Below are 22,706 nucleotides of genomic sequence, written 5' to 3'. Positions count from 1 at the left end.
GCACCGGAGTGCCGGTTGTGGCGCGAATCTGGTGGCGAGGGCGGGCGCGCGGATCGGGCGCGTGGCGCCTCAGTGCAATGCAAGGCGAGGCGCCAGCGACTTCATGGCGGCCTGCACGACCTGCTCATCGAGTTGGCCGACGTGTTTGTAGGCCACGCTGCCATCTGCAGCCAGCACCACCAGCATCGGTGTGACCGTGGCGCGGTAGCGTCTGGCGGCATCGCCGTCGCTGTCGATGGCAATCGGGAAGCGCAGATCGTGCTTGCCGGCGTAGTCGGCCAGTTCATCGTAGGGAGGAAGGCCCACGCCGACCAGCTCGCTGGTGCCACGTCCGCCAGCAATCTGCTGCAGCTGCGGCATCGAGGCCAGGCAATAGCGGCAGGCGGTGGAAAAGAAGTACAGGATCTGGGCAGTGCTGCGTTCGCCGCCGATCATCACCCGGGTGCGCTGGGTGGTTTTCAATGCCAACGTATCGGCACGCGTGCCCAGCGCCAGGCCATGCGCCTCATGCTGCATGGCCTGCAGCTGGGCGGCCATCTGCTCGTTGATCTGCCGCAACTGGCGGTTCTGCCATCCCAGCGCGATGATCAACGCCGACAGCAGCAGGGCAGCAACAGGAACCAGGGCGCGCTTGAGCATTGATCATCCTTGAACGCAGCGTTGTCCGGAACATACCCGAACTGCGGCGCGAGTTGTTAAGCAGACGTTCCGCGCGTCGCCGTCAATGCCCTGCCCGTACTGGACTGCCTTCTGCGCAGGCGTGCGCGTCCCTACCACTCTCAGGATCCGTCTCAGATGAGCGAGCATGTTCCGGATCCCCGGACCAATCCATTCGTCGAGCTGCTGTTCGGCGGCAACATGCTGGAAAGCACCTTCAAGGCCGTGGTCTGGGTAGCTCTGCTGGCTGCGGTGCTGGCCTGGGCCACCTTCCGCTGAGCCATCGTGCCCCTGCGCTCAGGCGTTGAAGACCTGCCGCAGGCTGTGCAGCGTAGCCTGGCGGTGCTCCTTTGCGGTCGCTTCGCTCATCTCAAGTTCCTGCAGGCGCAGCCCGACCAGGGTCATCGACAGCGCGTAGGTGCGTGCCGCATCGGCGACGCGCGAAAGCCCGAGTGCGCGGCGTGCCAGCGCATCCACATGCTCCAGATCGGGCATAAGGCCCAGATACGCACGTTCTGCGCTGTCCAGGTCGGGAGCACACAGGATCGCATGGGCTTCGAGGGGGGCGGAGACGCAGGCCATGAGGGGTGTCCTTGTCTGTAACGGGCGCTCGCTCAGAACGAGCGCATCAGGGAAACGAAGGCCGACGTCTGTGTCCCACGCCGCGCCATCGGGCTGTCCTTTACTGCATCGCGAACCGCTGGTTGGCGGCCAACGGAAAGCTGATGGCAGCGGAGAACAGCAACAGGCGCAGCAGGGTCGGGGGCAGCAACGGCATCGATCAGCCACTTTGCGGAGGATGGCTGTGCATGGTGCGGGCGCAACATTGTCAGAACATTGCGCGTCGGCAATCGGCACGCGAAGGCGCCCAAACCCGGCGCAAGGCACTATGATCGGCAGCGTTTCCGGTAGCCGAACCCCCTGATGCGCATCCTCCTGGTCGAAGACGATCCCGATCTGTCCCGAGCCCTGCAATCGGGCCTGGAGCGGCAGGGCGTGGTCGCCGACGTGGTTGGAAGCCTGGCCGAAGCTACGATCGCGCTGCGCGAACCGGTACACCAGTTGATGTTGCTCGACCGCCAGCTGCCCGATGGCGATGGCGCGGCGTTCGTCGCCACCGCGCGTGCACTGCGGCCTAACCTGGCGGTGATCATGCTGACCGCCAAGGGCACGTTGTCAGACAAGGTCGAGGGCCTGGATGTGGGGGCCGATGACTACCTGGTGAAGCCAGTGGCGATCGAGGAACTGATGGCGCGGATCCGTGCAGTCTCACGGCGGCCCTCGGCGATGGTGACGCCGCGCCTGCACCTGGGGCGGCTGGAATTCGACTTCGAATCGCTGCAGGCGCAGGTGGGAGGCCAGCCGCTGGCACTGCCCCGGCGCCAGGTGCTGGTGCTGCAGGCGCTGGCGATGCGCCAGGGGCGCACGGTCACACGCAGCGCGCTGGAAGCGGCGGTGTACGGGTTTGATGACGAGATCCAGTCCAATGCACTCGACGCGCACATTTCCAAGCTGCGCAAGGCGCTGCAGCAGGCCGGGGCCGGTGTGGAGATCCATGTGATCCGCGGCGTCGGCTATCTGCTGGCGGAGGCGTGAGATGACCCGACCGATCCGCTCCATCACGCTCGGCCTGGCCTGGCGGTTGTTCCTGGCGCAGGCCTTCACTGTGTTGTTCGCGGTGGCCGCGTTGATCCTGACCTGGGGCGACAAGGACACTTGGGGAATGGACATGTTCACGGCCGAGGCGGTAGCCAAAGCCGTGCACAGCGAAGGCGGCCGGCTGGTACTGGACCAGGCGCGCTGGGACAGGCTCAATGCAGGGGCGGGGGGCAACCTCTGGTTCGCGGCGGTTGATGACAGGGGCACGTGGCTGGAGCGCGGCACGATTCCTGCGGTCCACGCCCCGTTGCTGGCACGCTTGCCGACGGTGGGCGCCACCGAACTGGGTTCACTGGTGCCGCCCTATCTGGACGTTGCGCGGGTGATGATCCGCAACGAGGATGGGCGGCGCATCACGGTGATGGTGGGCGGGGCGCCGAAGGGCGGGCTGCTGGACGGCGCACTGATGGTGCTGCGCCTGATCGGCCTGTGGTTCTTCCTGCCGCTGATCGTGATCACGCTGCTGGTGATGCCGACCGTGATCCACCGTGCGATGCGCGGCGTGCGTCGGTCCGCACAGCAGGCCAAGGAGCTGGATATCGGCCAGCCGGGTGCGCGGCTGGATGCGCAGCTGGTGTCGACCGAGGTCGCGCCGCTGGTGGAAGCTTTCAACGACGCGATCGACAAGGTGCAGCAGGGCTATGCAGCACGTGACAAGTTCCTCGCCGATGCCGCGCACGAACTGCGGGTGCCGATTGCAGTGGTACAGGCGCGCTTGTCGCAGCTGCCGCAGGGTGAGCTGAAATCGCAGCTGCTGACCGACGTGGCGCGGCTCGGCAACGTCGCCGAGCACCTGCTTGACCTGCAGCGGCTCGATCGCAATGTCGGCGCACTGCAGCGGCTGGATCTGGCGCTGCTGGTGCGTGAAGCGGCCGCCGATCTGGCGCCACTGGTGGTCGGCGCCGGCTATGGCTTCGAGGTGGATGCGCCGGAGTCGCCCGTGTGGATCCATGGCGACAGCCTGGCGCTGGGGCGGGTGATCGCCAACCTGGTGCACAACGCCATCGTCCACGGCGGCGGGCGCGGCACCATCTGCGTGCGCCTGGATGCACGTGGCCTTCTGGAAGTCAGCGATCAGGGCGCCGGTATTCCGGTGAGTGACCGTGAAGCGATCTTCGAGCCGTTCCATCGCCTTCGCGCGGCGGGCAGCGGCAGTGGCCTCGGCCTGCATCTGGTGAAGGAAATCGTGCAGCATCACGGCGGCTCGGTCAGTGTCGGCGAGGCCACCGGCGGTGGTGCCAGCTTCCGGGTCAACTTCCATCGCGGCACCGTCCGGCGCTGACAGCCGCGCGGGGGAAACCCCGATAGGCAGCCTGTAGCGCCTGGCGGCAGGCTGATGGAATGGCTTCCGAACGTTCCGCGCCGGCCCTGTTCGGCCCCGGCTGCGCTGCCGGCCTGGTGCTGGGCGCGCTGGCCTGCGTGCAGATGCCGGCGCTGCTGCCGCTGTGGCTGAGCGCGCCGATGGCGGTTGCCGGCGGCGCGGGCTGGCTGCTGCGCTGGCGCGGCCGCCCCTGGGCTGCAATCGTGCTCGGCCTGGCATGGGCAACATTGCACGGGCATTGGGCGCTGCACGGCCAGCTGCCACCCGGCGCGCCGCCGCAGGATGTGCGGGTGAGCGGACGAGTCGCCGATCTTCCGCAGCGGGGGCCCGGCTACACCCGTTTCGTGTTGCACGTGGATGAGGCCGATGCGCTGCCAGCGCTGCGCGGCAAGCGCCTGCAGGTCACCTGGAACGATCCGTGGCGCGGGTCGTCAGCGCACGAGGCCGAGGGTGGGCGGCATGCGGTTCGTGCGGGATCGCATTGGCAGTTGCCGCTGCGCGTGCGTGCGCCACGTTCGCGGATCAATCCCGGCGGCTTCGATGGCGAACGCCATGCCTTGCTGCGCGACATCTCCGGCAATGGCACGGTACGCGACCCGGGGGCTGCGCGTGAGCGCGCGCCTGCGCAGGGCCTGCCAGCCTGGCGCGAGCGCAGCAGTGACGCCATCGCTACGCAGGTGGCACATCCTGCCGCGCGGTTCGTGCAGGCCTTGGCGCTGGGCGATACCCGCGGGCTGTCCGATGCCGACTGGGAACACCTGCGCGCGCTGGGCCTGACCCATCTGGTCGCCATTTCCGGTTTTCACGTGGGCGTGGTGGCGGGCTTCGGGGTACTGCTGTGCCGCTTGTCGTGGTGGCTGTGCCCGGTGCTGGGACGTTGCTGGCCACGGCCGCAGGCGGCGGCATGGGGTGCAGCGCTGGCCGCAGCCGCCTATGCCGTGGCCGCCGGCGGCGCGCTGCCAACGGTACGCGCGGCGCTGATGATCGGGCTGGTGGCACTGGCCCGTGCCGGACGTCGCCCGGTGGGTGCGGGGCAGGGGTTGGCCCTGGCCGCGATGGTGATGCTGCTGCCGGCGCCGCTGTCGGTGTTGTCGGCCGGCTTCTGGCTCAGCTTTGGCGGGGTGCTGTGGCTGCTGTGGTGCCTGCCGCGAACCGGGCCGGAGGGTGCCGGTGGGGGCCTGCGTGGCTTCCTGGCCGCCCAGGGCGTGGCCAGCCTCGGCCTGTTGCCGCTGTGCGTGGCCCTGTTCGGCGGCACCGCGCGGTTGGGGCCGCTGGTCAACCTGCCGATCATTCCGTGGTGGACGTTGCTGGTGGTGCCGTTGTCGTTGCTGGGTACGGGGCTGCATGCGCTGCACGAGGGAGCCGGCCGCTGGTCCTGGCGTGCTGCGGCCTGTCTGTTCGAGCTGAGCTGGCAGGCGCTGCAGCCACTGGCGCTGCACCCGCAGGCCATGTGGTGGTTGGCCGAGGCGCCGCGCTGGGCCGTACCGGCGGCATTGGTGGGGGTGTTCTGGTGGCTGCTGCCACGCGGCGCCGGCGGTGGCCTGGCGGGCCTGCTGCTGTGCCTGCCGCTGTTGTGGCCGGCGCGGCATGCACCGGCCGAGGGGGAACTGGAGCTGCTGGTGCACGATGTGGGGCAGGGCACAGCGGTGCTGGTGCGTACAGCGCGGCACGCGCTCTGGTACGACGTAGGGCCTCCGACCGGCGGCGAGGGCAACGAGCGCATTCTGGTCCCGGCCCTGCGCGCGCTCGGACAGGCGCCGCCCCGGCAGGTGATGCTCAGCCATGATCATCTTGATCACACCGGCAGCCTGTCCAGCCTGCGACGGCAGCTGCCCGGACTGCAGCTGCTGGCGCCACCGGGCAGCACCATCGCTGGCGCCACGCCCTGCCAGCAGGGGCTGCGCTGGCAGTGGGACGGGGTAGATTTCCAGGTCCTGCACCCGGCGCCGGGCAGCCGTCAGGCCGAGAACGAAGACAGCTGCGTGCTGCGCATCGCCAGCCGCCACGGCGTGGTCCTGCTGCCGGGTGACATCGGCCGGCCGGCCGAGCGGACGCTGCTGGAGGCGTCTCCGGCAGCGCTGAAGGCGGATGTGGTGCTGGTGCCGCACCATGGCAGCGGCGGCAGCTCCAGCGCGCCGTGGGTCGAGGCTGTGGCGCCACGGCTGGCGGTGGTCTCGGCCGGGCACCGCAACCGCTTCGGGCACCCTCGCCAGGACGTGGTCCAGCGCTGGCAGGCGCAAGGGGCCGAGGTACTGGCCACGGCCGATTCCGGGGCGATCCGCATATGGCTTGGTGCACAAGGGCTGCAGCTGCGTGAACAGCGTATCCACGCATCCCGGTGGTGGGATGCCGCTGGGCGGGCGCGGTCGGCTGCTATCCTATCGCCGAACGAACAAGCGGCCGTTGGGCCGGAGGGTTGAAACGTGTGGGAACTGGTCAAGGCCGGTGGCTGGCCAATGGTGCCGCTGCTGCTGTTGGGCGTACTGGCTTTGGCGATCATCCTGGAGCGTTTCTGGTCCCTGCGGCGAACGGAAGTGCTGCCGCCCGGGCTTGGCCAGGAAGTGCGCAACTGGGCCGCACGCGGCAAGCTTGACCCGGCGCACCTGCAGACCCTGCGCGCCAACTCGCCGCTGGGCGCGCTGCTGGCCGCTGCGCTGGAAGCGCGCAACCGCCCGCGCGACCAGATCCGTGAGCGGATCGAGGACACCGGGCGCCACCTGGTGCACCGCATGGAGCGCTTCCTCAACGCGCTGGGCACCATCGCCTCGGCCGGCCCGCTGCTGGGCCTGCTGGGCACCGTGATCGGCATGATCCAGATGTTCCTGGGCATCCTCGACCATGGCGTGGGCGACGTGAACCAGCTGGCCGGCGGCATCGGCAAGGCGCTGGTGTGCACCGCCACCGGCATGATCGTGGCCATCCCGGCGCTGATGTTCCATCGCTATTTCAAGGGCCGGATCCACGGCTATGTGGTGGAAATGGAACAGGAAGCCAGTGCCCTGCTGGATACGCTCGACGGCCGCCCCGGGGTGATGAACCCGGCCGCGCCGGCGCGGCCAGCCCACGCTGCCACGGCGAAGGCCTGATCGATGCGTATCGGCAATGACCGATCCCAGGATGAGCCGCATATCGATCTGGTGCCGCTGATCGACGTCATCCTGGTGCTGATCATCTTCTTCGTGGTCACCACCACCTTCGATGCGCGCTCGACGCTGCAGGTGCAGCTGCCGACCGCCAGCCAGCAGCCCAGCAACGAGCCGCCGCGCTCGCTCAGCGTGCTGATCAACGCCGAAGGCCGCTATTTCATCAATGACCAGGAAGTGCTGCGCAGCGATGTCGAGTCGGTCAAGCAGACCATCGCATCGGTCGCCGGCAGCGATCGCAGCCAGCCGGTGCTGCTGCGCGCCGACGCACGCACCCCCTACCAGGCCGTGGTGACTGCGCAGGACGCGCTCGGTCAGCTCGGTTTCCGTCGTATCGCCATTGCAACTGCGCCAGAGGTGCGTCCATGAGTTCCCATCACGCGCCGGTGTGGCCGATCTACAAACGTCTGCTGGGCTACACCCGCACCTACTGGGTGTTCATGGTGGGCGCGGTCATCGCCATGGTGGTCGAAGCCCTGGCCGGCTATCACTTCACCAAGCTGATGGAGCCGCTGGTCAACGAGGGGTTTGTCGATCCGCAGCCGCGCGCGGCCGTGGTCCTGCCGCTGACCATCCTCGGCCTGTTCCTGATGCGCAGCGTGGCCACCTGGGTGAGCGACTATACGCTGGCCAAGACCGGCCGCAGCGTGGTCCGCGACCTGCGTGAGCAGGTGCTGCAGAAGTACCTGCACCTGCCGTCGTCGCACTTCGACACCGAAGCAACGCCGGTGATGGTCAGCCGCCTGAACTTCGATACCGAGCAGGTCACCCAAGCCAGCGCCGACGCGCTGAAGACCGTGGTGGCCGATACCCTCACCATCATCGCGATGCTGGCGGTGATGCTGCAGATGAGCGTCAAGGTAACCCTGGCGATGCTGCTGGTGGTGCCGCTGATCGGTGCCATCGTGTCCTACGTGGGCAAGCGCTATCGTCGCATCAGCCGCGGCATCCAGGACGGCATGGGCACGATGGCGCAGACCGCCGAGCAGTCCTTGGCGGCGCAGCAGGAAGTGAAGGTGCACGGCACCCAGCAGCATGAGATCTCGCGCTACTCGCGCCTGGCCAACCGCATGCTGGCGCTGAACATGAAGGTCGAGGTGACCCGCGCAGCGGCGTCCAGCGTGGTGCAGTTCCTGGCCGCACTGGCGCTGGCGGTGATCGTCTGGGTGTCGACCCGCGAAGCCCTGGCCGGCCGCCTCAATGCCGGCCAGTTCATGGGCCTGATGACCTCGATGATGGCGATCATTCCTTCGCTGCGGCGCCTGACCAGCGTGCAGACCTCGATTTCGCGCGGCGTGTCCGCCGCCGAGCGCCTGTTCGGCATCCTCGACATGCCGGTGGAGCGCGACGAAGGCCAGCACCGCGTGCAACGCGTGCGTGGCGAACTGGCGTTCGACCACGTCATGCTGCGCTACCGCGAAGACAGTGGCATCGCCCTGGACGACATCAGTTTCGTTGCCAGGCCGGGTACGGTGACGGCCATTGTCGGCCGTTCCGGCAGCGGCAAGACCAGCCTGATCCGGCTGGTGCCACGCTTCTACGAGCCCAGTGGCGGCGTCATCACCCTCGATGGCGTGGCGCTGGATCACTATCCGCTGGCTGACCTGCGCCGGCAGGTGGCGATCGTCGGGCAGAAGGTGATGCTGTTCGATGACACCATCGCCGCCAACATCGCCTATGGCATGGAAGCGACCGACGAGCAGATCCGCGCGGCGGCCGAAGCCGCCAACGCGTGGGAGTTCATCGCACGCATGCCGCAGCAGCTGCAGACGCCGGTAGGCGAGAACGGCGCGCTGCTGTCCGGTGGCCAGCGCCAGCGCCTGGCGATCGCCCGCGCGATCCTGCGCGACGCCCCGATCCTGATCCTCGACGAAGCCACTGCGGCGCTGGACAACGAATCCGAGCGCCTGGTGCAGGACGCGCTGCAGCGCCTGATGCCCGAACGCACCACGCTGGTCATCGCGCACCGGCTGTCGACCATCGAGCATGCCGACCAGGTGCTGGTGATGGACCATGGCCGCATCGTTGAACGCGGCACCCACAAGGAGCTGCTCGAGCTGGGCGGCCTGTACCAGCATCTGCACAGCATGCAGTTCCGCGAAAGGCAGGACTGATGGCCGGCAAGGGTACCCAGACCCCGGCGTACTGGTACGACGGCAGCCCGGTTCCGTGGGCGATGCGCCTGCTGGCACCGCTGTACGCCGGCGTCACCGCGCTGCGCCGGCGCGCCTATCGGCGTGGCTGGCGCAAGCGTTACACGCTGCCGGTGCCGGTCATCGTGGTTGGCAACATCACCGCCGGTGGCACTGGCAAGACGCCGCTGACCATCGCACTGGTGGAGCGCCTGCGTGCCGCCGGCTGGAAGCCGGGCGTGGCCAGCCGCGGCTATGGTCGCGAAGACGCCGACAAGCCGCTGTGGGTGCGGGCCGACACGCCAACCGCCAAGGGCGGTGACGAGCCGGTGCTGATCGCCTGGAAGACCGGCGTGCCGGTGCGCGTGGACAGTGATCGGGTTGCTGCCGGCAAGGCGCTGATCGAGGCCGGCTGCGATGTGATCGTTTGCGACGACGGTTTGCAGCACTACCGGCTGGCGCGCGACATCGAGATCGAAGTGGTCGATGCGCAGCGTCGCTATGGCAATGGCCGGATGATTCCGGCCGGGCCGCTGCGCGAGCCGGTCAGCCGCGCCAGCGAATGCGATTTCCGCGTGGTCAATCTCGGTCAGGCCGATGAGGAGACTGCGGCACAGGCCTGTGGCTTCGGCCAGTGGCCGATGGCCCTGCACATCGACAGTGCGCAGCCGCTGGCCGGTGGCCGCGCGCGCCCGCTGGCGTACTTCAAGGGCCAGCGCGTGCATGCGGTGGCCGGCATCGCCCATCCACAGCGCTTCTTCGACATGCTGCGCGCGCGTGGCATCGGCGTCGTGCCGCATGCGTTCGCCGACCACCAGGCCTATCAGCCGCAGGACCTGTCCTTCGGCAGCCAGCTGCCGGTACTGATGACCGAAAAGGATGCGGTGAAATGCCGGGCGTTCGGCAACGACTGGCACTACGCGGTTCCGCTGCGCGCCGAGTTGCCCGCCGCGTTCTGGGTGGCGCTGACTGACCGCCTGGACAAGCTGCGACCGAACTGAGCGGCGCAGCGGCGCTTGCATTCACGCGCCGCCGGCCGCATTCCCCTTGTAACGAGTCTGCCGAGTACCGCCCCATGACCGAATTCGTCGTCGCCATCCCGGCCCGCTATGCCGCCTCGCGGCTGCCCGGCAAGCCGTTGCGCCTGCTGGGTGGTGAACCGCTGGTACTGCACGTGGCGCGCCGCGCGCTGCAGGCCGGCGCCCGGGAGGTCTGGGTAGCGACCGACGATCAGCGCATTGCCGATGCGCTGTCCGGGCTGGCCGAGGTGAAGGTGGCAATGACCGCTGCGTCGCATGCGTCCGGCACCGATCGCCTGGCCGAGTGCGCACGCATTGCCGGCTGGGCCGATGACACGGTGGTGGTCAACCTGCAGGGCGACGAGCCGTTCGCACCGGCGGCCGGCATCCGCGCCGTGGCCGAGGTACTGGCCAACGGCACTGCACCGATGTCGACCCTGGCCACCGCCGTCGAGGACGCGCCTACGCTGTTCGACCCGAACGTGGTCAAGCTGGTGCGCAACGTGCGCAACGAGGCGATGTACTTCAGCCGCGCGCCGATCGCCTGGCACCGCGACGGCTTTGCACGCAGCCGCGACACGCTGCCGGACGGCCACAACTGGCTGCGCCACATCGGCATCTACGGCTACCGCGCCGGTTTCCTGCAGCGGTTCGCGGCGATGCCGCCAGGCCAGCTGGAGCAGGTCGAATCGCTGGAACAGCTGCGCGTGCTGGAAGCGGGCTACCCGATCAGTGTGGCGATCTCGCCCGAACCGTTCCCGCCGGGCATCGACACGCCCGAGGACCTGGAGCGCGCCGAGCGGCTGCTGCAGGCGATGGCCGCGCGATGAGGCTGCTGGTCGTCTGCCTCGGCAACATCTGCCGTTCGCCGATGGCCGAAGGTGCGCTGCGTGCACGCCTGGAGGCCTCGCCGCTGGCCGGGCGGGTGCAGGTGGATTCGGCCGGCACCGGCGACTGGCACGTGGGCGAGCCACCGGACCGGCGTGCGATCGCCTGCGCGGGCGGGCACGGTGTGGACATCGGCAGCCTGCGCGCACGCCAGCTGCAGGCCGCGGATTTCGAGCGTTTCGACTGGATCCTGTGTGCCGACGAGGCCAACCTGCGTGACGCCGGTCGCCTGGCGTCGGTGGCGCAGCGCGAACGGCTGGCGCTGTACCTGCCCTGGTCCGGCGCGCAGGGGCGGATCGCGATCCCCGATCCGTACACCGGCGGGAGCGATCATTTCGAACAGGTCTGGTCGCTGGTCGACGATGCTGCAAAACGTGCAGTGGCACGACTGTTGCATGACGCCGACTCCGGCATAATCGGATCATGAACGTCCAGCCCGTCCCGGACCTGCCCGAGTTCGCCACCTGGCTCAACGCCACCCCCTGCACCCTGACCGAACTGCGCGGCCGGCCGGTCGCGCTGCTGTTCGTCAATGCGGCCTCCGCCTGGAGCGCGCAACGCCTGGCCGAGTTCGGCCAATGGCTGTCGCGCCACCCCGGCAAGCTGCAGCCGCTGGTGCTGCAGGTGCCGCGCTTCGATTTCGAACGTGACGCCAGCGCTGCACTGAAACTGCTGCGTCGCCAGGGCCTGACCATGCCTGTGCTGCTGGATGCCGACTGGGATGGCTGGCGCCGCTTCGGCGTCAGCGCCTGGCCGACCCTGGTGCTGCTGGATGCACAGGGCAGGGAGCAGCAACGGCTGATCGGGCTGGGGGCCCCCGGTGAACTGGAACGCGCCTTGAACGCGCTGTGCCAGGGAGCCCCTTCGGCGCCGTCGCGCGGGGGCAGCGAACTGCATCCGGAACCGCGCCAGGCCCTGCGCTTCCCGTTGGGGCTGGCAGTCAGCACCGAGCGCCTGTACATCGCCGACAGTGGCCACCACCGCATCCTTGAATGCAGCCACGGTGGCCGCATCCTGCGCCAGTTCGGCCTCGGTACCGCCGATTTCATGGATGGCAACCTTGCCGAAGCGGCATTCCATCGCCCGCAGGCGCTGGTGCTGGAGCGCGATTCGCTGTACGTGGCCGATACCGGCAACCATGCCGTGCGCCGCATCAACCTGTTGACCGGCATCGTCGACACCCTGTGTGGCAATGGGCGTCCCGGTGCGCCGGTGGAAGGTCCGGTTGCGCAGCCACGGCAGGTCTCGCTGGACCACCCGGTCGGCTTGGCCATTGCCGACAACCAGCTGCACATCGCGATGGCCGGCGACAACCGCATCTGGAGCTACCACCTGGGCCAGCGCAGCCTGCAATGGCGCGCCGGCAGCGGCTCCATTGACGAGCGTGATGGCAGCGGCCATCTGGCGGCCTTCGCCCAGCCCACCGCGCTCGCCGTGGTGCAGCAGGTGCTGTACGTGGCCGATGCGCTGGGTTCCTCGATCCGCGCGCTTCAGCTGCGTGGCGACCTGGTGCAGACCCTGGTCGGGCAGGGGCCCTGGCGCTTCGGCAGTGAAGACGGTCCCCGCGCCCAAGCCAGCCTGCAGTTCCCGCAGGCCATCGCGCTGAGCCCGGATGCGCCGCTGCTGTGGATTGCCGATACCGGCAACGGCCGCCTGCGCACGCTGCGCCTGGGCGGAGGCGAACTGACGACCCAACCGCTGCCGCGTCGCCTGCATGGCCCGGCCGGCCTGGCGGTGGGGGCCGGGGCGGTGTGGATTGCCGAGACCGACGCCCATGCCGTGCTGCGCTTCGATCCCGACAGCGGCGTGCTCAGCGAAGTGCCGATCAGCGAATGACCGACGTTCCCGCCCCGGCCTTTGACGGCAAGGCCTTCGCGGCCCAGCTCAGCACCGCGCCCGGCGTGTACCGCATGTACGCCGCCGACGACACCCTGCTGTATGTGGGCAAGGCCCGTGCACTGCGCAATCGCGTTGGCAGCTACTTCAACGGCAGTCCGAAGAACGCGCGGATCATGTCGATGATCTCGCAGATCGCGCGCATGGACGTGACCGTCACGCGCTCGGAAGCCGAGGCGCTGCTGCTGGAAAACCAGCTGATCAAATCGCTGTCGCCGCGCTACAACGTCTCCCTGCGCGACGACAAGACCTACCCGCATGTACTGCTGACCCGTGAGGACTGGCCCCGCATCGCGCTGCATCGCGGCCCGCGTGCCATTCCGGGCCGCTATTTCGGTCCGTACCCGGGCGTCACTGCGGTGCGCGAAACGCTGAACCTGATGCACAAGCTGTTCAAGCTGCGCAGCTGCGAGGACAGCGTGTTCCGCAACCGCTCGCGGCCGTGCCTGCAGTACCAGATCGGCCGCTGCAGCGCGCCCTGCGTGGAGCTGGTGCCGGCGCCGGAGTATGCAGAATCGGTGCGTCGCGCCGCGCTGTTCCTGGAAGGCAAGAGCGACGAGCTGACCCGCGAGCTGGGCGAGCAGATGCAGGCCGCCAGCGAGGCCCTGGAATTCGAGCAGGCCGCGCGCCTGCGTGACCTGATTTCCTCGCTGCGCAGCATGCAGACCCGGCAGTACGTGGACGGGCGCGCCGCGGACCTGGACGTGCTGGCGGTGGCCATGCAGGGGTCGCAGGCCTGCGTGCTGCTGCTGGCCTTCCGAGATGGCCGCAACCTCGGCACCCGCCCGTTCTTCCCGCGCACCAATGGCGAGGAAAGCCCGGAGGAAGTGCTGGCCGCGTTCGTCTCGCAGTACTACATCGAATTCGAGCCGCCGCGCGAGATCCTGCTGGACCGCGAGATTCCCGATGCCGACCTGCTGGTTGCCGCGCTGTCGGCCTCGGCCGAGCGCAAGGTGCAGCTGAAGTGGAACGTGCGCGGCGAGCGCGCCGGCTACGTGGAACTGGCCAGCCGCAACGCGCAGCTGACCCTGGCCACCGAACTCAACAGCCGCAACGCGCAGCACGCGCGCAGCGACGCACTGCGCGAGATGCTGGGCCTGGCCGAGCCGGTCAAGCGGGTCGAATGTTTCGACATCAGTCACACCCTGGGCGAGGCCACCGTGGCGTCGTGCGTGGTGTTCGACGCCGCCGGTCCGGTGCGCGCGCAGTATCGCCGCTTCAACATCAGCGGCATCGAGCCGGGCGATGACTACGCCGCCATGCGCCAGGCCATCGACCGCCGTTTCCGCCGTGCGGTGGAAGAGCAGGGCGTGCTGCCGGACGTCCTGCTCATCGACGGTGGCGCCGGCCAGCTGGCGCAGGCGCAGGCCGCACTGGCCGACCTGGGCGTGGAAGGGGTACTGCTGGTGGGCGTGGCCAAGGGCGTGGAGCGCCGCGCAGGCCATGAAGCGCTGGTGATGCCCGATGGACGCGAGCTGCGCCCGGGCGCGGCCAACCCGGCGCTGCAGTTCATCCAGCAGGTTCGCGATGAAGCCCACCGCTTCGCCATCACCGGTCATCGCGGCCGCCGCCAGAAGGCACGGATGACCAGCAAGCTGGAGGATATCCCCGGCATCGGGCCGCGCCGCCGCGCCAGCCTGCTCAAGCATTTCGGCGGCCTGGTCGGCCTGAAAGCCGCTGGCGAAGCGGAAATCGCCAAGGTGGAAGGCATCAATGACGCCCTCGCGGCACGTATCTACGCTAACCTGCACGGGTTGGCCACGCCCGATGCGGCCGAGTAGAGAGAGAAGCACGCAAGCATGAAGTTGACCCTGCCCACCTGGCTGACGTTGTTGCGGATCGTGATGATCCCGGTGCTGGTGCTGGTGTTCTACCTGCCCTATACCTGGACCAACTTCGCTTCGGCGGCGATCTTCGGCCTGGCCGCGATCACCGACTGGCTCGATGGCTGGATTGCACGCCGTTACCAGCTGGAGTCGGCCTTCGGCGCCTTCCTCGACCCGGTCGCGGACAAGCTGATGGTGGCAGTGGCGCTGTTCCTGATCGTGCAGGGCCATCCGACGCCGTGGATGGCGTTCTGGGCGGCGGTCATCGTCGGCCGCGAGATCGCGGTATCGGCGCTGCGCGAGTGGATGGCCGAGCTGGGCCAGCGCGCCAAGGTGCGCGTGGCGATGATCGGCAAGGTCAAGACCACCGCGCAGATGGTCGCGCTGTTGTGCCTGCTGTATTCGGTGGCCCCCAACGTGCCGGTGGAAGACATCTGGATGGGCTGGCCGGTGTTCCATATCGGCGACTGGACCCTGGCGATTGCCGCGGTGCTGACCCTGTGGTCGGGCCTGCAGTACCTGCACGCCGCCTGGCCGAGCCTGCGCGAAGACGAGCGCGCCGCACGCGAGCGCTCGCGGCAGAAGAAGCTGGGCAACTGACCCCATCGATGCGCGTATCCACGCATGGCGCGGATACGCGACGCCGGGCATCTCGCAGACCCTGAAAAAAGCGCTTGACGGCATCCTTGGAATAGGTAAAATTTCGCCTCCCAAGCGGGAATAGCTCAGTTGGTAGAGCGCAACCTTGCCAAGGTTGAGGTCGCGAGTTCGAGTCTCGTTTCCCGCTCCAGATTCAAGAAAGACGCTCCCGCAAGGGGGCGTTTTTCGTTTGCGTAGAACCCGCTTCATCCCCACTTCACCGTCACTCCTTCGCCTCACCACGCGGCAGTTCGAAGCTGCATCTCCGTTCCTCCAGGACGATGCAGCCATGCTCCACACTCCTTCCGCCTACGATCACGACGTGGTCATCGTCGGCGCCAGTTTTGCCGGTGCCGCCTGCGCACTGGCTGCTGCCCAGTACGGCCTGCGCGTCTGCGTGCTGGAACGCAAGGCCGACCCCGGCGAGCGCCTGCACACCACCGGCATCGTGGTGAAAGAGGCGATGGAGCAGACCTGGCTGGGGCGCATGCCCGAACATCTCGTGCAACGCGTCGCAAACGTGCGCCTGTATGCGCCGAATCTGCGCAGCGTGTTGCTGGCCGCGCCGGGCTATTACTTCCTCACCACCGATACGCCGAACCTGATGCGCTGGCTGGCCAGCGAGCTGCGCGCGAACGGTGTCGACCTCCGCCTGCAGCAGTCCTTCACCGATGCACATCGCAATGGTGACGGCTGGCTGGTGGATGGGGCAGGGCGATGTGCCTATCTGGTTGGCGCTGATGGCGCACGCTCACGTGTGGCACAGCGCACTGGGCTCGGCCAGGTGCGTGACAACCTCTACGGCGTCGAACGTGAGTTCGCCGGCCTGCATGTCGCGCAGGGCGACGCGCTGCATTGCTTCGTCAGCAAGCGCTACGCGCCGGGTTACATCGGCTGGGTCGCGCAGAATCCGACCGGCCTGCAGGTCGGGTTGGCGTTGCGTCATGACCCGCAACAGGTGCGGCCGCCGGATATTGAAGGTTTCCTCGGCCACGTGCGCGATGGGGTCGGCATTCCGCCTTCGGCGCGTCCCTCGGCTACCCGCGCTGGCCTGGTGCCCTGCGGCCGGCCGGGTGGGCCGACCACCGGCCAGCGCCTGATCCTGACCGGCGACGCGGCGGGCATCGTCTCGCCGCTGTCCGCCGGGGGCATCCACTCTTCGTGGCGGCACGGCTGGGCAGTCGGTGAGGCGATTGCCCGCCATCTGCGTGGGCAAGGGCCAGAAGCGGAACGGGTGGCGCGTCAGGTCGCCCCGGCGTTCCATGGCAAGCGCGTGCTGCGCTGGGCGATGGATCATCTGCAGGCCGATTGGCCGCTCGATGTACTGCTGCATACAGCGGTCATGCGCCGCATTGCCGAACAGGTCTACTTCCATCGCCGCGGGCTGCGCACGTGAAGGGAGCAGGCAGGGGCGCCTGAACGCCACCCCCTCACTTCTCGTGAAAATTCCTGTTGACGCCGTGCAGCAATGCCGACACAATAGCGCTCCTTCGACGCAGGTCGAACGAAATCTGCGGGAATAGCTCAGTTGGTAGAGCGCAACCTTGCCAAGGTTGAGGTCGCGAGTTCGAGTCTCGTTTCCCGCTCCAGATTCAAGAAGAACGCTCCCGAAAGGGAGCGTTTTTCGTTTGTCACACCGGTTGCACCACCACCGCGCTGGCGTGCCTTGCCGGGCAGGGCGCTGCACCAGGTCCGGGCATTCTGCCGGTCGAAACCGGGGCAGCGGTTGTCCTGCGGGATGTAGACGTAGGGAACGTCATCCTCGTAGGTGAAGTGGTAGTAGTAGGTGCGGTCCTTCCCATACAACCAGTAGTTCGACGAGCCGTCGTTGATCGCATACGGCTCGAAGGTGAGGATCGAGGATTCGGCGGGAATGAAGTTGCTGCGCTCCATCAGTAGCAGCAGGGCGTTCGAGACCAGTGGGGTGGTCAGGACGAGCACGATCACACCGACAGTCGCTGTCGTGATCGAGCCAATCAGCAGCCAGCGGCGAGGGTGTTTCACGGTCGGGCAGCATCGAAGCAAGGAATTGCCGCAATGTGCAATACGCCGTGAAAGTCGTCCAGTGTTCCGTGCTGGGAACGCATTGAAAGCGTAGTGAAAGGCTGGGTCGGCGTTGCCTGAACCGCACGCGTGCTGTGACCTTTTTCGGACGATTTCTCCATGTTCGCTCCACAATCGCACGGTAGCCTTCATGCTCCTTCTACACGTTGGCGGGCTGGTGGTCAGGCGTATCACTTCAGTGGCAGTGCCCAGGACAGGGCGTGGACTCTCCCTGCAGGCAGTGCTGCGCCCCGGCGCGTTGTTGGCAACCCTGGCCCTGGCGGGTTGCATGTCGGTGTCCGTCCCGGACCTGCCTGATCGCACACCCAGCGCCTGGACCCAGGTGCCGCAGGGGCAGGGTGTGGCGGTGGACGCCAGGCAGTGGTGGAAGGTGCTGGCCGACCCGGCGCTGGACGGCCTGGTGGACCAGGCCATCGCCGGCAACCTCGACCTGCAGCAGGCCACGCTGCGGCTGCAGGCCGTGCGGATCGTCGCCGGCACCTCCGACTCGCGTTTCCTGCCGGAAATCTCGGCCAGCGCCAAGCAGGTGCAGGACGCCGCCGCCGTCGATACCTACTTCCATGCCGGTATCGAAGCGATCTGGGACCTGGGCCTGTTCGGTGCCGCCGAGAGCGCGCAGTTGAGCGCGCAGGCCTCGGCCGGCAATGCCGAGGCGCTGCGCAATGCCGCACAGGTGGCGGTGATTGCCGACGTAGTGTGCAGTTATCTGGACCTGACCGTGGCCCAGGCCCAGCAGGATCTGCTGGCCCGGCAGCAGGCCGTGGATGATCGCGGCGAACAACTGGCACTGGTTCGCCTGCGCTTGCGCCTGGATGAGCCGGGCGAGCTGGAACGCCTGCGTGCGCGCCAGGCCGCGACCCGAGCAGCGACGGCGCAGGCCCGCGAAAACGCGGACAACGCGGCCCGCGCGCTGACGCTGCTGCTGGGGCGTGACGGGCCGGATCCCGCCTGGCGTGCATACCGCGCGCCGCCGAAGCTCGGTGCATTCTCACTGCAGCAGGTCCCTGCGGATCTGCTGCGCCACCGCCCGCAGATCCTGCTGGCCGAATCAGAGGTGATGCAGGCCGCGGCCAGCAAGGGTTCGGCGCGCGCAGCGATGTATCCACGGGTCAGCCTTGGCGGCTCCATCCTGTACGCGTACAACCTCACCCAGAACGCCCGCTCCAATTCCGATTCGAGCCCGTCGATCGGCCCGTACATCGATATTCCGCTGTGGGACTGGGGCCAGCGTCGCGCGCGCTTCCATGCCGATGAGAAGCAACTGGACGCCGCATTACTCGGCTACCGCAAGGCGGTGCTGGAAGGCGTGAGCGAAGTGGAAGCTGCACTGGGCAGCCTGGCGCGGCAGGACAGCAGCATCCAGTCGCTGCGCGCGGCCAACGATGCCGCCGCGCAGCAGGTCAAGCGCCAGGCGCGGCAGGTGCAGCTGGGCCTGTCCAGCGAGTTCGATGGGCTGGATACGCAGCGTGCCGCATTGGCCTCGCAGGCCGACCTGATCGGTGCTCAGGGGGCGCGCGTGCTGGCCTTTGCGTCGCTGTACCGCGCCCTCGGCGGTGCACCGCTGCCGGTCGAGGCTGAGGGCGAACAGCAATGATCGCGCTGGCCCGCAAGACCCTGGCCTATGAGTGGCGCCGGTTCCTGCCGGTGGTGATGGCGATGTGTTTCGCCGGCGTGCTGCTGATCGTGCAGGCGGCACTGGTGCTGGGCATCTTCGGTACCGCTGCGATCTACGTGAAGGCATCCTCGGCCGATATCTGGGCCGGTTTCCCCGGCACCCAGAGCGTCAACTACGGCCATGCGATCAGCGCCGACGTCGAAAGCCACCTGCGCATGGACCCGGATGTCACCCGCGTCGAACCCTACGAGTGGGTCGACGGCGAATGGCGGTCCGGCGCGCAGGGCACCGGCAATGTGTCGGTGTACCTGTCCGGCATCTCCACCCGGGACGACGGGATGATGTTCGCGCGCATCCTCCCTGCGAACCTGCGCGCGCAGCTTCGCGAGCCGGGGGCGGTGATCGTCGACAGCGCCGATCTGGATACGCTGGGCGTGGACCTGCAGAACAACCGTGCTTGGATCAATGGCAAGGCGGTGCGCGTGGTCGCTGCACAACCGGGCCTGCGGGGCCTTGGTGGTGTCAACGTACTGGCCTCGCTGGACACCGCGCGCGCCATCGCCGGCACCGACCCACACGCGGGAAGCACCTATTTCGTGGCGGGCCTGCGCTCGCCGGATCTGGCCGACCGCGTGCGTGACCGCCTGGCCGCGTCGATGGGCCAGGCCACACCGGTCGAGTTCTGGACCGCGCCGGCGTTCGCCAGCCGTTCGCAGCAATACTGGCTGTTCGACACCGGCGCCGGCATCGCGGTGCTGTTCATGGCCGTCATCGTCTGCTTCGTCGGCGCGGTGATCACCAACCAGTCGTTCGCCTCGGTAGTGGCAGGTTCGGTGCGCGAGTACGCCACGCTCAATGCGCTCGGTGCCGGTCGCTACGCGCTGGCGCGGGTGGTGTTCGAGCAGGCATTGCTGATCGGTGGCGTGGGCATGCTGCTGGCGGCGGCGTTCAGCACGGTGGTGCTGTTGATCGCGCAGACCCAGCGCGTACCGGTGCAGCTGACGCCGATGGTGATCCTCGGCTGCGTGGCGCTGGTCGCGGTGATGGCCATGCTCTCCAGCATCATGGCGGTGCGCAGCGTCGTCCGCTCCGATCCATCGTTGCTGCTGCGTTGAGGACCGGCCGATGACTTCCACACGCGCCATCGCCCCGACCCTGCAGGCCGAAGCATTGGAAAAAGGCTTCATGTCCGGTGATGTGCAGGTGCCGGTGCTGCGTGGCCTGTCGCTGGACATCTATCCCGGCGAGCTGACCCTGGTATCCGGCCCGTCCGGCTGCGGCAAGAGCACGCTGCTGTCGCTGCTGTCCGGCCTGGCCGCACCCGATGGCGGTCGCGTGCACGCGCTGGGCCAGGACGTGGGCCACATGACCCGCAGTGAAGTGGAGCGTTTCCGCCTGCACCATGTCGGCTTCGTGTTCCAGGGCTTCAACCTGTTCCCGGCACTGACTGCGTTGGAGCAGGTACAGCTGCCACTGGGCTACCGCGGCATGCGCAATCGCGAAAGCGAGCCGCTGGCCCGCATGGCTCTGGAAGAAGTGGGCCTCAGCCACCGCAGCCACATGCGCCCGGCGCAGCTGTCCGGTGGCGAGAAACAGCGCGTCGCTGTCGCCCGCGCGTTCGCCAAGTCGCCGACGTTGATCTTCGCAGACGAACCCACCAGCGCGCTGGACGCCGAGAACGGTCAGCGCGTGATCGACATCCTGCATCGCTACGCACGTGCGCATGGCGCCACCGTGCTGTGCGTGAGCCACGATCCGCGCCTGATCCGGCATGCCGATCGGGTGATCGCCATGGAAGACGGCATGGTCCGTGATGACCGCCGCCAGAACGAAACCGTAGAGTCCGCCCCATGACCAAGACGTCGCATCTGCTTCCCCTCAGCCTGGCCCTGTCCGCGGCACTGCTGCTCGGCGCCTGTTCCAGGGAAGCGCCCACCGCTGCATCGGCCCCCTCAGGCAAGGAGGGTACTGCCGCCGCCAGCAAGGTCGCCGTGGCGCGGGGCATCATTGACGTCGAAGGTGGCCTGATCGCACTGGCACCGCCGGTGGATGGCTCGATCACTGCAGCGCCGGTGAAGGAAGGCGCCACGGTGAAGAAGGGGCAGCTGCTGCTGTCGCTGGATGGTGCCCTGCTGCAGCAGGAGGTGGCGATGGCCAGCGCCGATCTGGCCTTGGCCAATGACCGCCTGAAGGGCAGCCAGGCGCAGCTGCGCGAACTGGAGCGCAACGCCACTCGCCTGTCCACGGGCGCCAGCGAAGGCGTGTCCTCGAACCAGCAGGCCGATGCAGCCAAACAGCAGCTGGCCGGCGTGCGCGCCGATGTCGACGTGGCCGGTGCGCAGGTCGACATAGCGCAGCACAAGCTGGAGCACGCGAAGCTGAAACTGCAGCAGATGTCGTTGAGCGCGCCGGAAGCCGGCACCGTGGTCGGCCAGGTGCCGGGCGTCGGTGCCTTCGTGCAGGCGGGCAAGCCGGCGATCTCGTTGCTGCCGGCGCGCCCGCTGCAGGTGCGCGCCGAACTGAGCGCCGCCTACGCCGATGCGGTGCAGGTAGGCATGAACGCGGCGGTGGTACCGGACAGTGATGGTGCCGAGAACACCGGCACGCTGCCGACCGCACGCGTGGTACGCATCAGCCCGGTGTTCGCGCAGGCACGCCTGCCTGAAGATGCAGGGCGTGGCGTGGCCAAGGTGGTGGAGTGTGTGCTGGAGTTCGATGGCGAGGCCAAGGCGCGCTTCGGCCAGCACGTGCGGGTGGAGTTCCGGAAATAGGCCTAGCGTGGTGGCGGACGCTTGAACGCCCGCCACGCGCTCACCGCCGACACCCCGCACAGCGCCAGCAGCAATCCCACGTCCAGCAGCAGCAACCACAGCAGGTGCATGCCTTGTACCGGCGGCTGGTGCATCGCCGACAGCATCCACGGTACCGACCACACCAGCAGCAGGGCAAAGGCGATCAGCAGACGCAGCCACAGGCGTTTCAGTTTCCAAGGCCGCACGATCAACGCGGCCACCACCAGCTCAACCGTTCCCAGCAGCGCGAACAGGATGACAGTGCTGGTCGGGTAGGGCAGCTCAGCGCCTTCCAGTCGGTGCAGCAGCCAGTAGTCCGGGGTGAAACCGGCATTGACCAGCGCGGCGATCAGCGCCAGCCAAGTCAGCGCGACCAGCAACCAGAACAGGCGGACGTAGCGTCTCGGCATCGGCGGTGTCCGTGCTTGGGCGGGGCAGCGTACCCCAGCGCGGACGCCTGTGACCGCATGATGTGAAGACTGTTGACGGCGTGAAGGAATTTGGACACAATGGCGCTCCTTTGACGCAGGTCGAACGGAATCTGCGGGAATAGCTCAGTTGGTAGAGCGCAACCTTGCCAAGGTTGAGGTCGCGAGTTCGAGTCTCGTTTCCCGCTCCAGATTCTACAGGGCCCCGGTAGGGGCCTTGTTTTTCTCCCGCCACGGCAAGGCGGGGCACGTTGGGCCACAAGGCTTTACGCGCAGTCAGAAAGGTGAAATCGCTGGTGTGTTTTCCGGATTTCCGGTAGCATGTCGGCCTACGCGGGAATAGCTCAGTTGGTAGAGCGCAACCTTGCCAAGGTTGAGGTCGCGAGTTCGAGTCTCGTTTCCCGCTCCATGTTCCGACAGGCCCCATCTTGGGGTTTTGTCTTGTCAGGGCTACGTTCCTGGCGTGAAGTACGTTGGCCTCATGGCAGAGTGGCTATGCACCGGATTGCAAATCCGTTTACAGCGGTTCGATTCCGCTTGAGGCCTCCAAATAAAGCCCTGATTTATCAGGGCTTTTTCTTTGCCTAGCGTTCGGAGCCCGAGGCCGGGATCCCCTGATTCGCCCCC

At 67.8% G+C, this 22,706-nt stretch carries 21 protein-coding genes and 5 tRNA genes; 23 read left to right on the top strand and 3 right to left on the bottom strand.

From position 1 onward, the window contains the following. Nucleotides 1-69: 69 nt before the first annotated feature. Complete coding sequence (locus tag G370_RS0101475) at nt 70-639, bottom strand: peroxiredoxin family protein (RefSeq protein ID WP_019659006.1); 570 nt, start codon at nt 637-639, stop codon at nt 70-72. 156 nt (nt 640-795) lie between these two features. Here G370_RS0101475 and G370_RS1000000121720 point away from each other — a divergent pair, with 156 nt between their 5' ends. Beyond that, on the top strand, nt 796-936 hold the full coding sequence (locus G370_RS1000000121720) for a hypothetical protein (RefSeq protein ID WP_019659005.1): 141 nt from the start codon (nt 796-798) through the stop codon (nt 934-936). A gap of 18 nt (nt 937-954) precedes the next feature. On the opposite strand, the gene G370_RS0101465 is transcribed toward G370_RS1000000121720, so the two are convergent. Beyond that, a complete protein-coding gene (locus G370_RS0101465) occupies nt 955-1,239 on the bottom strand; it encodes a hypothetical protein (protein WP_019659004.1) in 285 nt (94 codons plus the stop codon). A gap of 342 nt (nt 1,240-1,581) precedes the next feature. Here G370_RS0101465 and G370_RS0101455 point away from each other — a divergent pair, with 342 nt between their 5' ends. The 19 genes from G370_RS0101455 (at nt 1,582) to G370_RS0101365 (ending at nt 21,630) form a co-directional block, all read left to right on the top strand. After that, nucleotides 1,582-2,253: a response regulator transcription factor gene (locus G370_RS0101455; protein ID WP_019659002.1), complete on the top strand. Its 672-nt coding sequence runs from the start codon at nt 1,582-1,584 to the stop codon at nt 2,251-2,253. Nucleotide 2,254: 1 nt separating this feature from the next. Then, nucleotides 2,255-3,598 (top strand): sensor histidine kinase, encoded by a 1,344-nt coding sequence (locus G370_RS0101450; RefSeq protein WP_019659001.1) that lies wholly within the window; start codon nt 2,255-2,257, stop codon nt 3,596-3,598. 59 nt (nt 3,599-3,657) lie between these two features. Beyond that, nucleotides 3,658-6,057 (top strand): DNA internalization-related competence protein ComEC/Rec2, encoded by a 2,400-nt coding sequence (locus G370_RS0101445; protein ID WP_019659000.1) that lies wholly within the window; start codon nt 3,658-3,660, stop codon nt 6,055-6,057. 3 nt (nt 6,058-6,060) lie between these two features. Beyond that, nucleotides 6,061-6,723: a MotA/TolQ/ExbB proton channel family protein gene (locus G370_RS0101440; RefSeq protein ID WP_019658999.1), complete on the top strand. Its 663-nt coding sequence runs from the start codon at nt 6,061-6,063 to the stop codon at nt 6,721-6,723. Between the two features lie 3 nt (nt 6,724-6,726). After that, a complete protein-coding gene (locus tag G370_RS0101435; RefSeq protein ID WP_019658998.1) occupies nt 6,727-7,149 on the top strand; it encodes an ExbD/TolR family protein in 423 nt (140 codons plus the stop codon). After that, nucleotides 7,146-8,894 (top strand): lipid A export permease/ATP-binding protein MsbA, encoded by a 1,749-nt coding sequence (gene msbA, locus G370_RS0101430; RefSeq protein ID WP_019658997.1) that lies wholly within the window; start codon nt 7,146-7,148, stop codon nt 8,892-8,894. Before G370_RS0101435 ends, msbA begins: the two co-directional genes overlap by 4 nt. Continuing rightward, a complete protein-coding gene (gene lpxK, locus G370_RS0101425; RefSeq protein ID WP_019658996.1) occupies nt 8,894-9,913 on the top strand; it encodes a tetraacyldisaccharide 4'-kinase in 1,020 nt (339 codons plus the stop codon). Before msbA ends, lpxK begins: the two co-directional genes overlap by 1 nt. 74 nt (nt 9,914-9,987) lie before the next feature. Then, complete coding sequence (gene kdsB, locus G370_RS0101420) at nt 9,988-10,761, top strand: 3-deoxy-manno-octulosonate cytidylyltransferase (protein WP_019658995.1); 774 nt, start codon at nt 9,988-9,990, stop codon at nt 10,759-10,761. Continuing rightward, nucleotides 10,758-11,246, top strand: a complete 489-nt coding sequence (locus tag G370_RS0101415; protein WP_019658994.1) for a low molecular weight protein-tyrosine-phosphatase — start codon at nt 10,758-10,760, stop codon at nt 11,244-11,246. The genes kdsB and G370_RS0101415 overlap by 4 nt, the downstream gene beginning before the upstream one ends. Further along, the gene (locus G370_RS0101410; RefSeq protein WP_019658993.1) at nt 11,243-12,655 is read left to right on the top strand and encodes a hypothetical protein; all 1,413 of its coding nucleotides are present in this window, start codon (nt 11,243-11,245) and stop codon (nt 12,653-12,655) included. Before G370_RS0101415 ends, G370_RS0101410 begins: the two co-directional genes overlap by 4 nt. Further along, nucleotides 12,652-14,496 carry an excinuclease ABC subunit UvrC gene (gene uvrC, locus G370_RS0101405; RefSeq protein WP_019658992.1) on the top strand — a complete coding sequence of 615 codons (1,845 nt, stop codon included), beginning with the start codon at nt 12,652-12,654 and terminating at the stop codon, nt 14,494-14,496. The genes G370_RS0101410 and uvrC overlap by 4 nt, the downstream gene beginning before the upstream one ends. Nucleotides 14,497-14,514: 18 nt before the next feature. Beyond that, nucleotides 14,515-15,141 carry a CDP-diacylglycerol--glycerol-3-phosphate 3-phosphatidyltransferase gene (pgsA, locus tag G370_RS0101400; RefSeq protein ID WP_010486073.1) on the top strand — a complete coding sequence of 209 codons (627 nt, stop codon included), beginning with the start codon at nt 14,515-14,517 and terminating at the stop codon, nt 15,139-15,141. Between the two features lie 114 nt (nt 15,142-15,255). Then, a tRNA-Gly gene (locus G370_RS0101395) sits at nt 15,256-15,331 on the top strand. A 138-nt stretch (nt 15,332-15,469) separates the two neighbouring features. Then, a complete protein-coding gene (locus G370_RS0101390; protein WP_019658991.1) occupies nt 15,470-16,576 on the top strand; it encodes an NAD(P)/FAD-dependent oxidoreductase in 1,107 nt (368 codons plus the stop codon). Between the two features lie 117 nt (nt 16,577-16,693). Further along, nucleotides 16,694-16,769 (top strand) — tRNA-Gly (locus G370_RS0101385). A gap of 605 nt (nt 16,770-17,374) precedes the next feature. Next, nucleotides 17,375-18,838, top strand: a complete 1,464-nt coding sequence (locus G370_RS0101380; protein WP_019658990.1) for a TolC family protein — start codon at nt 17,375-17,377, stop codon at nt 18,836-18,838. Continuing rightward, nucleotides 18,835-19,974, top strand: coding sequence for an ABC transporter permease (locus G370_RS0101375; RefSeq protein WP_019658989.1), 1,140 nt, complete (start codon nt 18,835-18,837; stop codon nt 19,972-19,974). Before G370_RS0101380 ends, G370_RS0101375 begins: the two co-directional genes overlap by 4 nt. Nucleotides 19,975-19,984: 10 nt before the next feature. Continuing rightward, nucleotides 19,985-20,713, top strand: a complete 729-nt coding sequence (locus tag G370_RS0101370; protein ID WP_019658988.1) for an ABC transporter ATP-binding protein — start codon at nt 19,985-19,987, stop codon at nt 20,711-20,713. Then, complete coding sequence (locus tag G370_RS0101365; RefSeq protein WP_019658987.1) at nt 20,710-21,630, top strand: HlyD family secretion protein; 921 nt, start codon at nt 20,710-20,712, stop codon at nt 21,628-21,630. Before G370_RS0101370 ends, G370_RS0101365 begins: the two co-directional genes overlap by 4 nt. A gap of 2 nt (nt 21,631-21,632) precedes the next feature. Here G370_RS0101365 and G370_RS0101360 read toward each other — a convergent pair whose 3' ends face one another. Next, nucleotides 21,633-22,061, bottom strand: a complete 429-nt coding sequence (locus G370_RS0101360; protein WP_019658986.1) for a hypothetical protein — start codon at nt 22,059-22,061, stop codon at nt 21,633-21,635. 133 nt (nt 22,062-22,194) lie between these two features. On the opposite strand from G370_RS0101360, the gene G370_RS0101355 reads away from it, so the two are divergent. The 3 genes from G370_RS0101355 (at nt 22,195) to G370_RS0101345 (ending at nt 22,628) form a co-directional block, all read left to right on the top strand. After that, nucleotides 22,195-22,270 (top strand) — tRNA-Gly (locus tag G370_RS0101355). 142 nt (nt 22,271-22,412) lie between these two features. Next, nucleotides 22,413-22,488: transfer RNA gene (locus G370_RS0101350), tRNA-Gly, on the top strand. 66 nt (nt 22,489-22,554) lie between these two features. Further along, nucleotides 22,555-22,628, top strand: a tRNA-Cys gene (locus tag G370_RS0101345). Nucleotides 22,629-22,706: the final 78 nt, after the last annotated feature.

Source organism: Stenotrophomonas hibiscicola ATCC 19867 (genome assembly GCF_000382065.1).
Taxonomy (GTDB): Bacteria; Pseudomonadota; Gammaproteobacteria; order Xanthomonadales; family Xanthomonadaceae; genus Stenotrophomonas; species Stenotrophomonas hibiscicola.
Note: the sequence above shows the minus strand (reverse complement) of the source record. Positions and strands in the feature narration are given on the sequence as shown.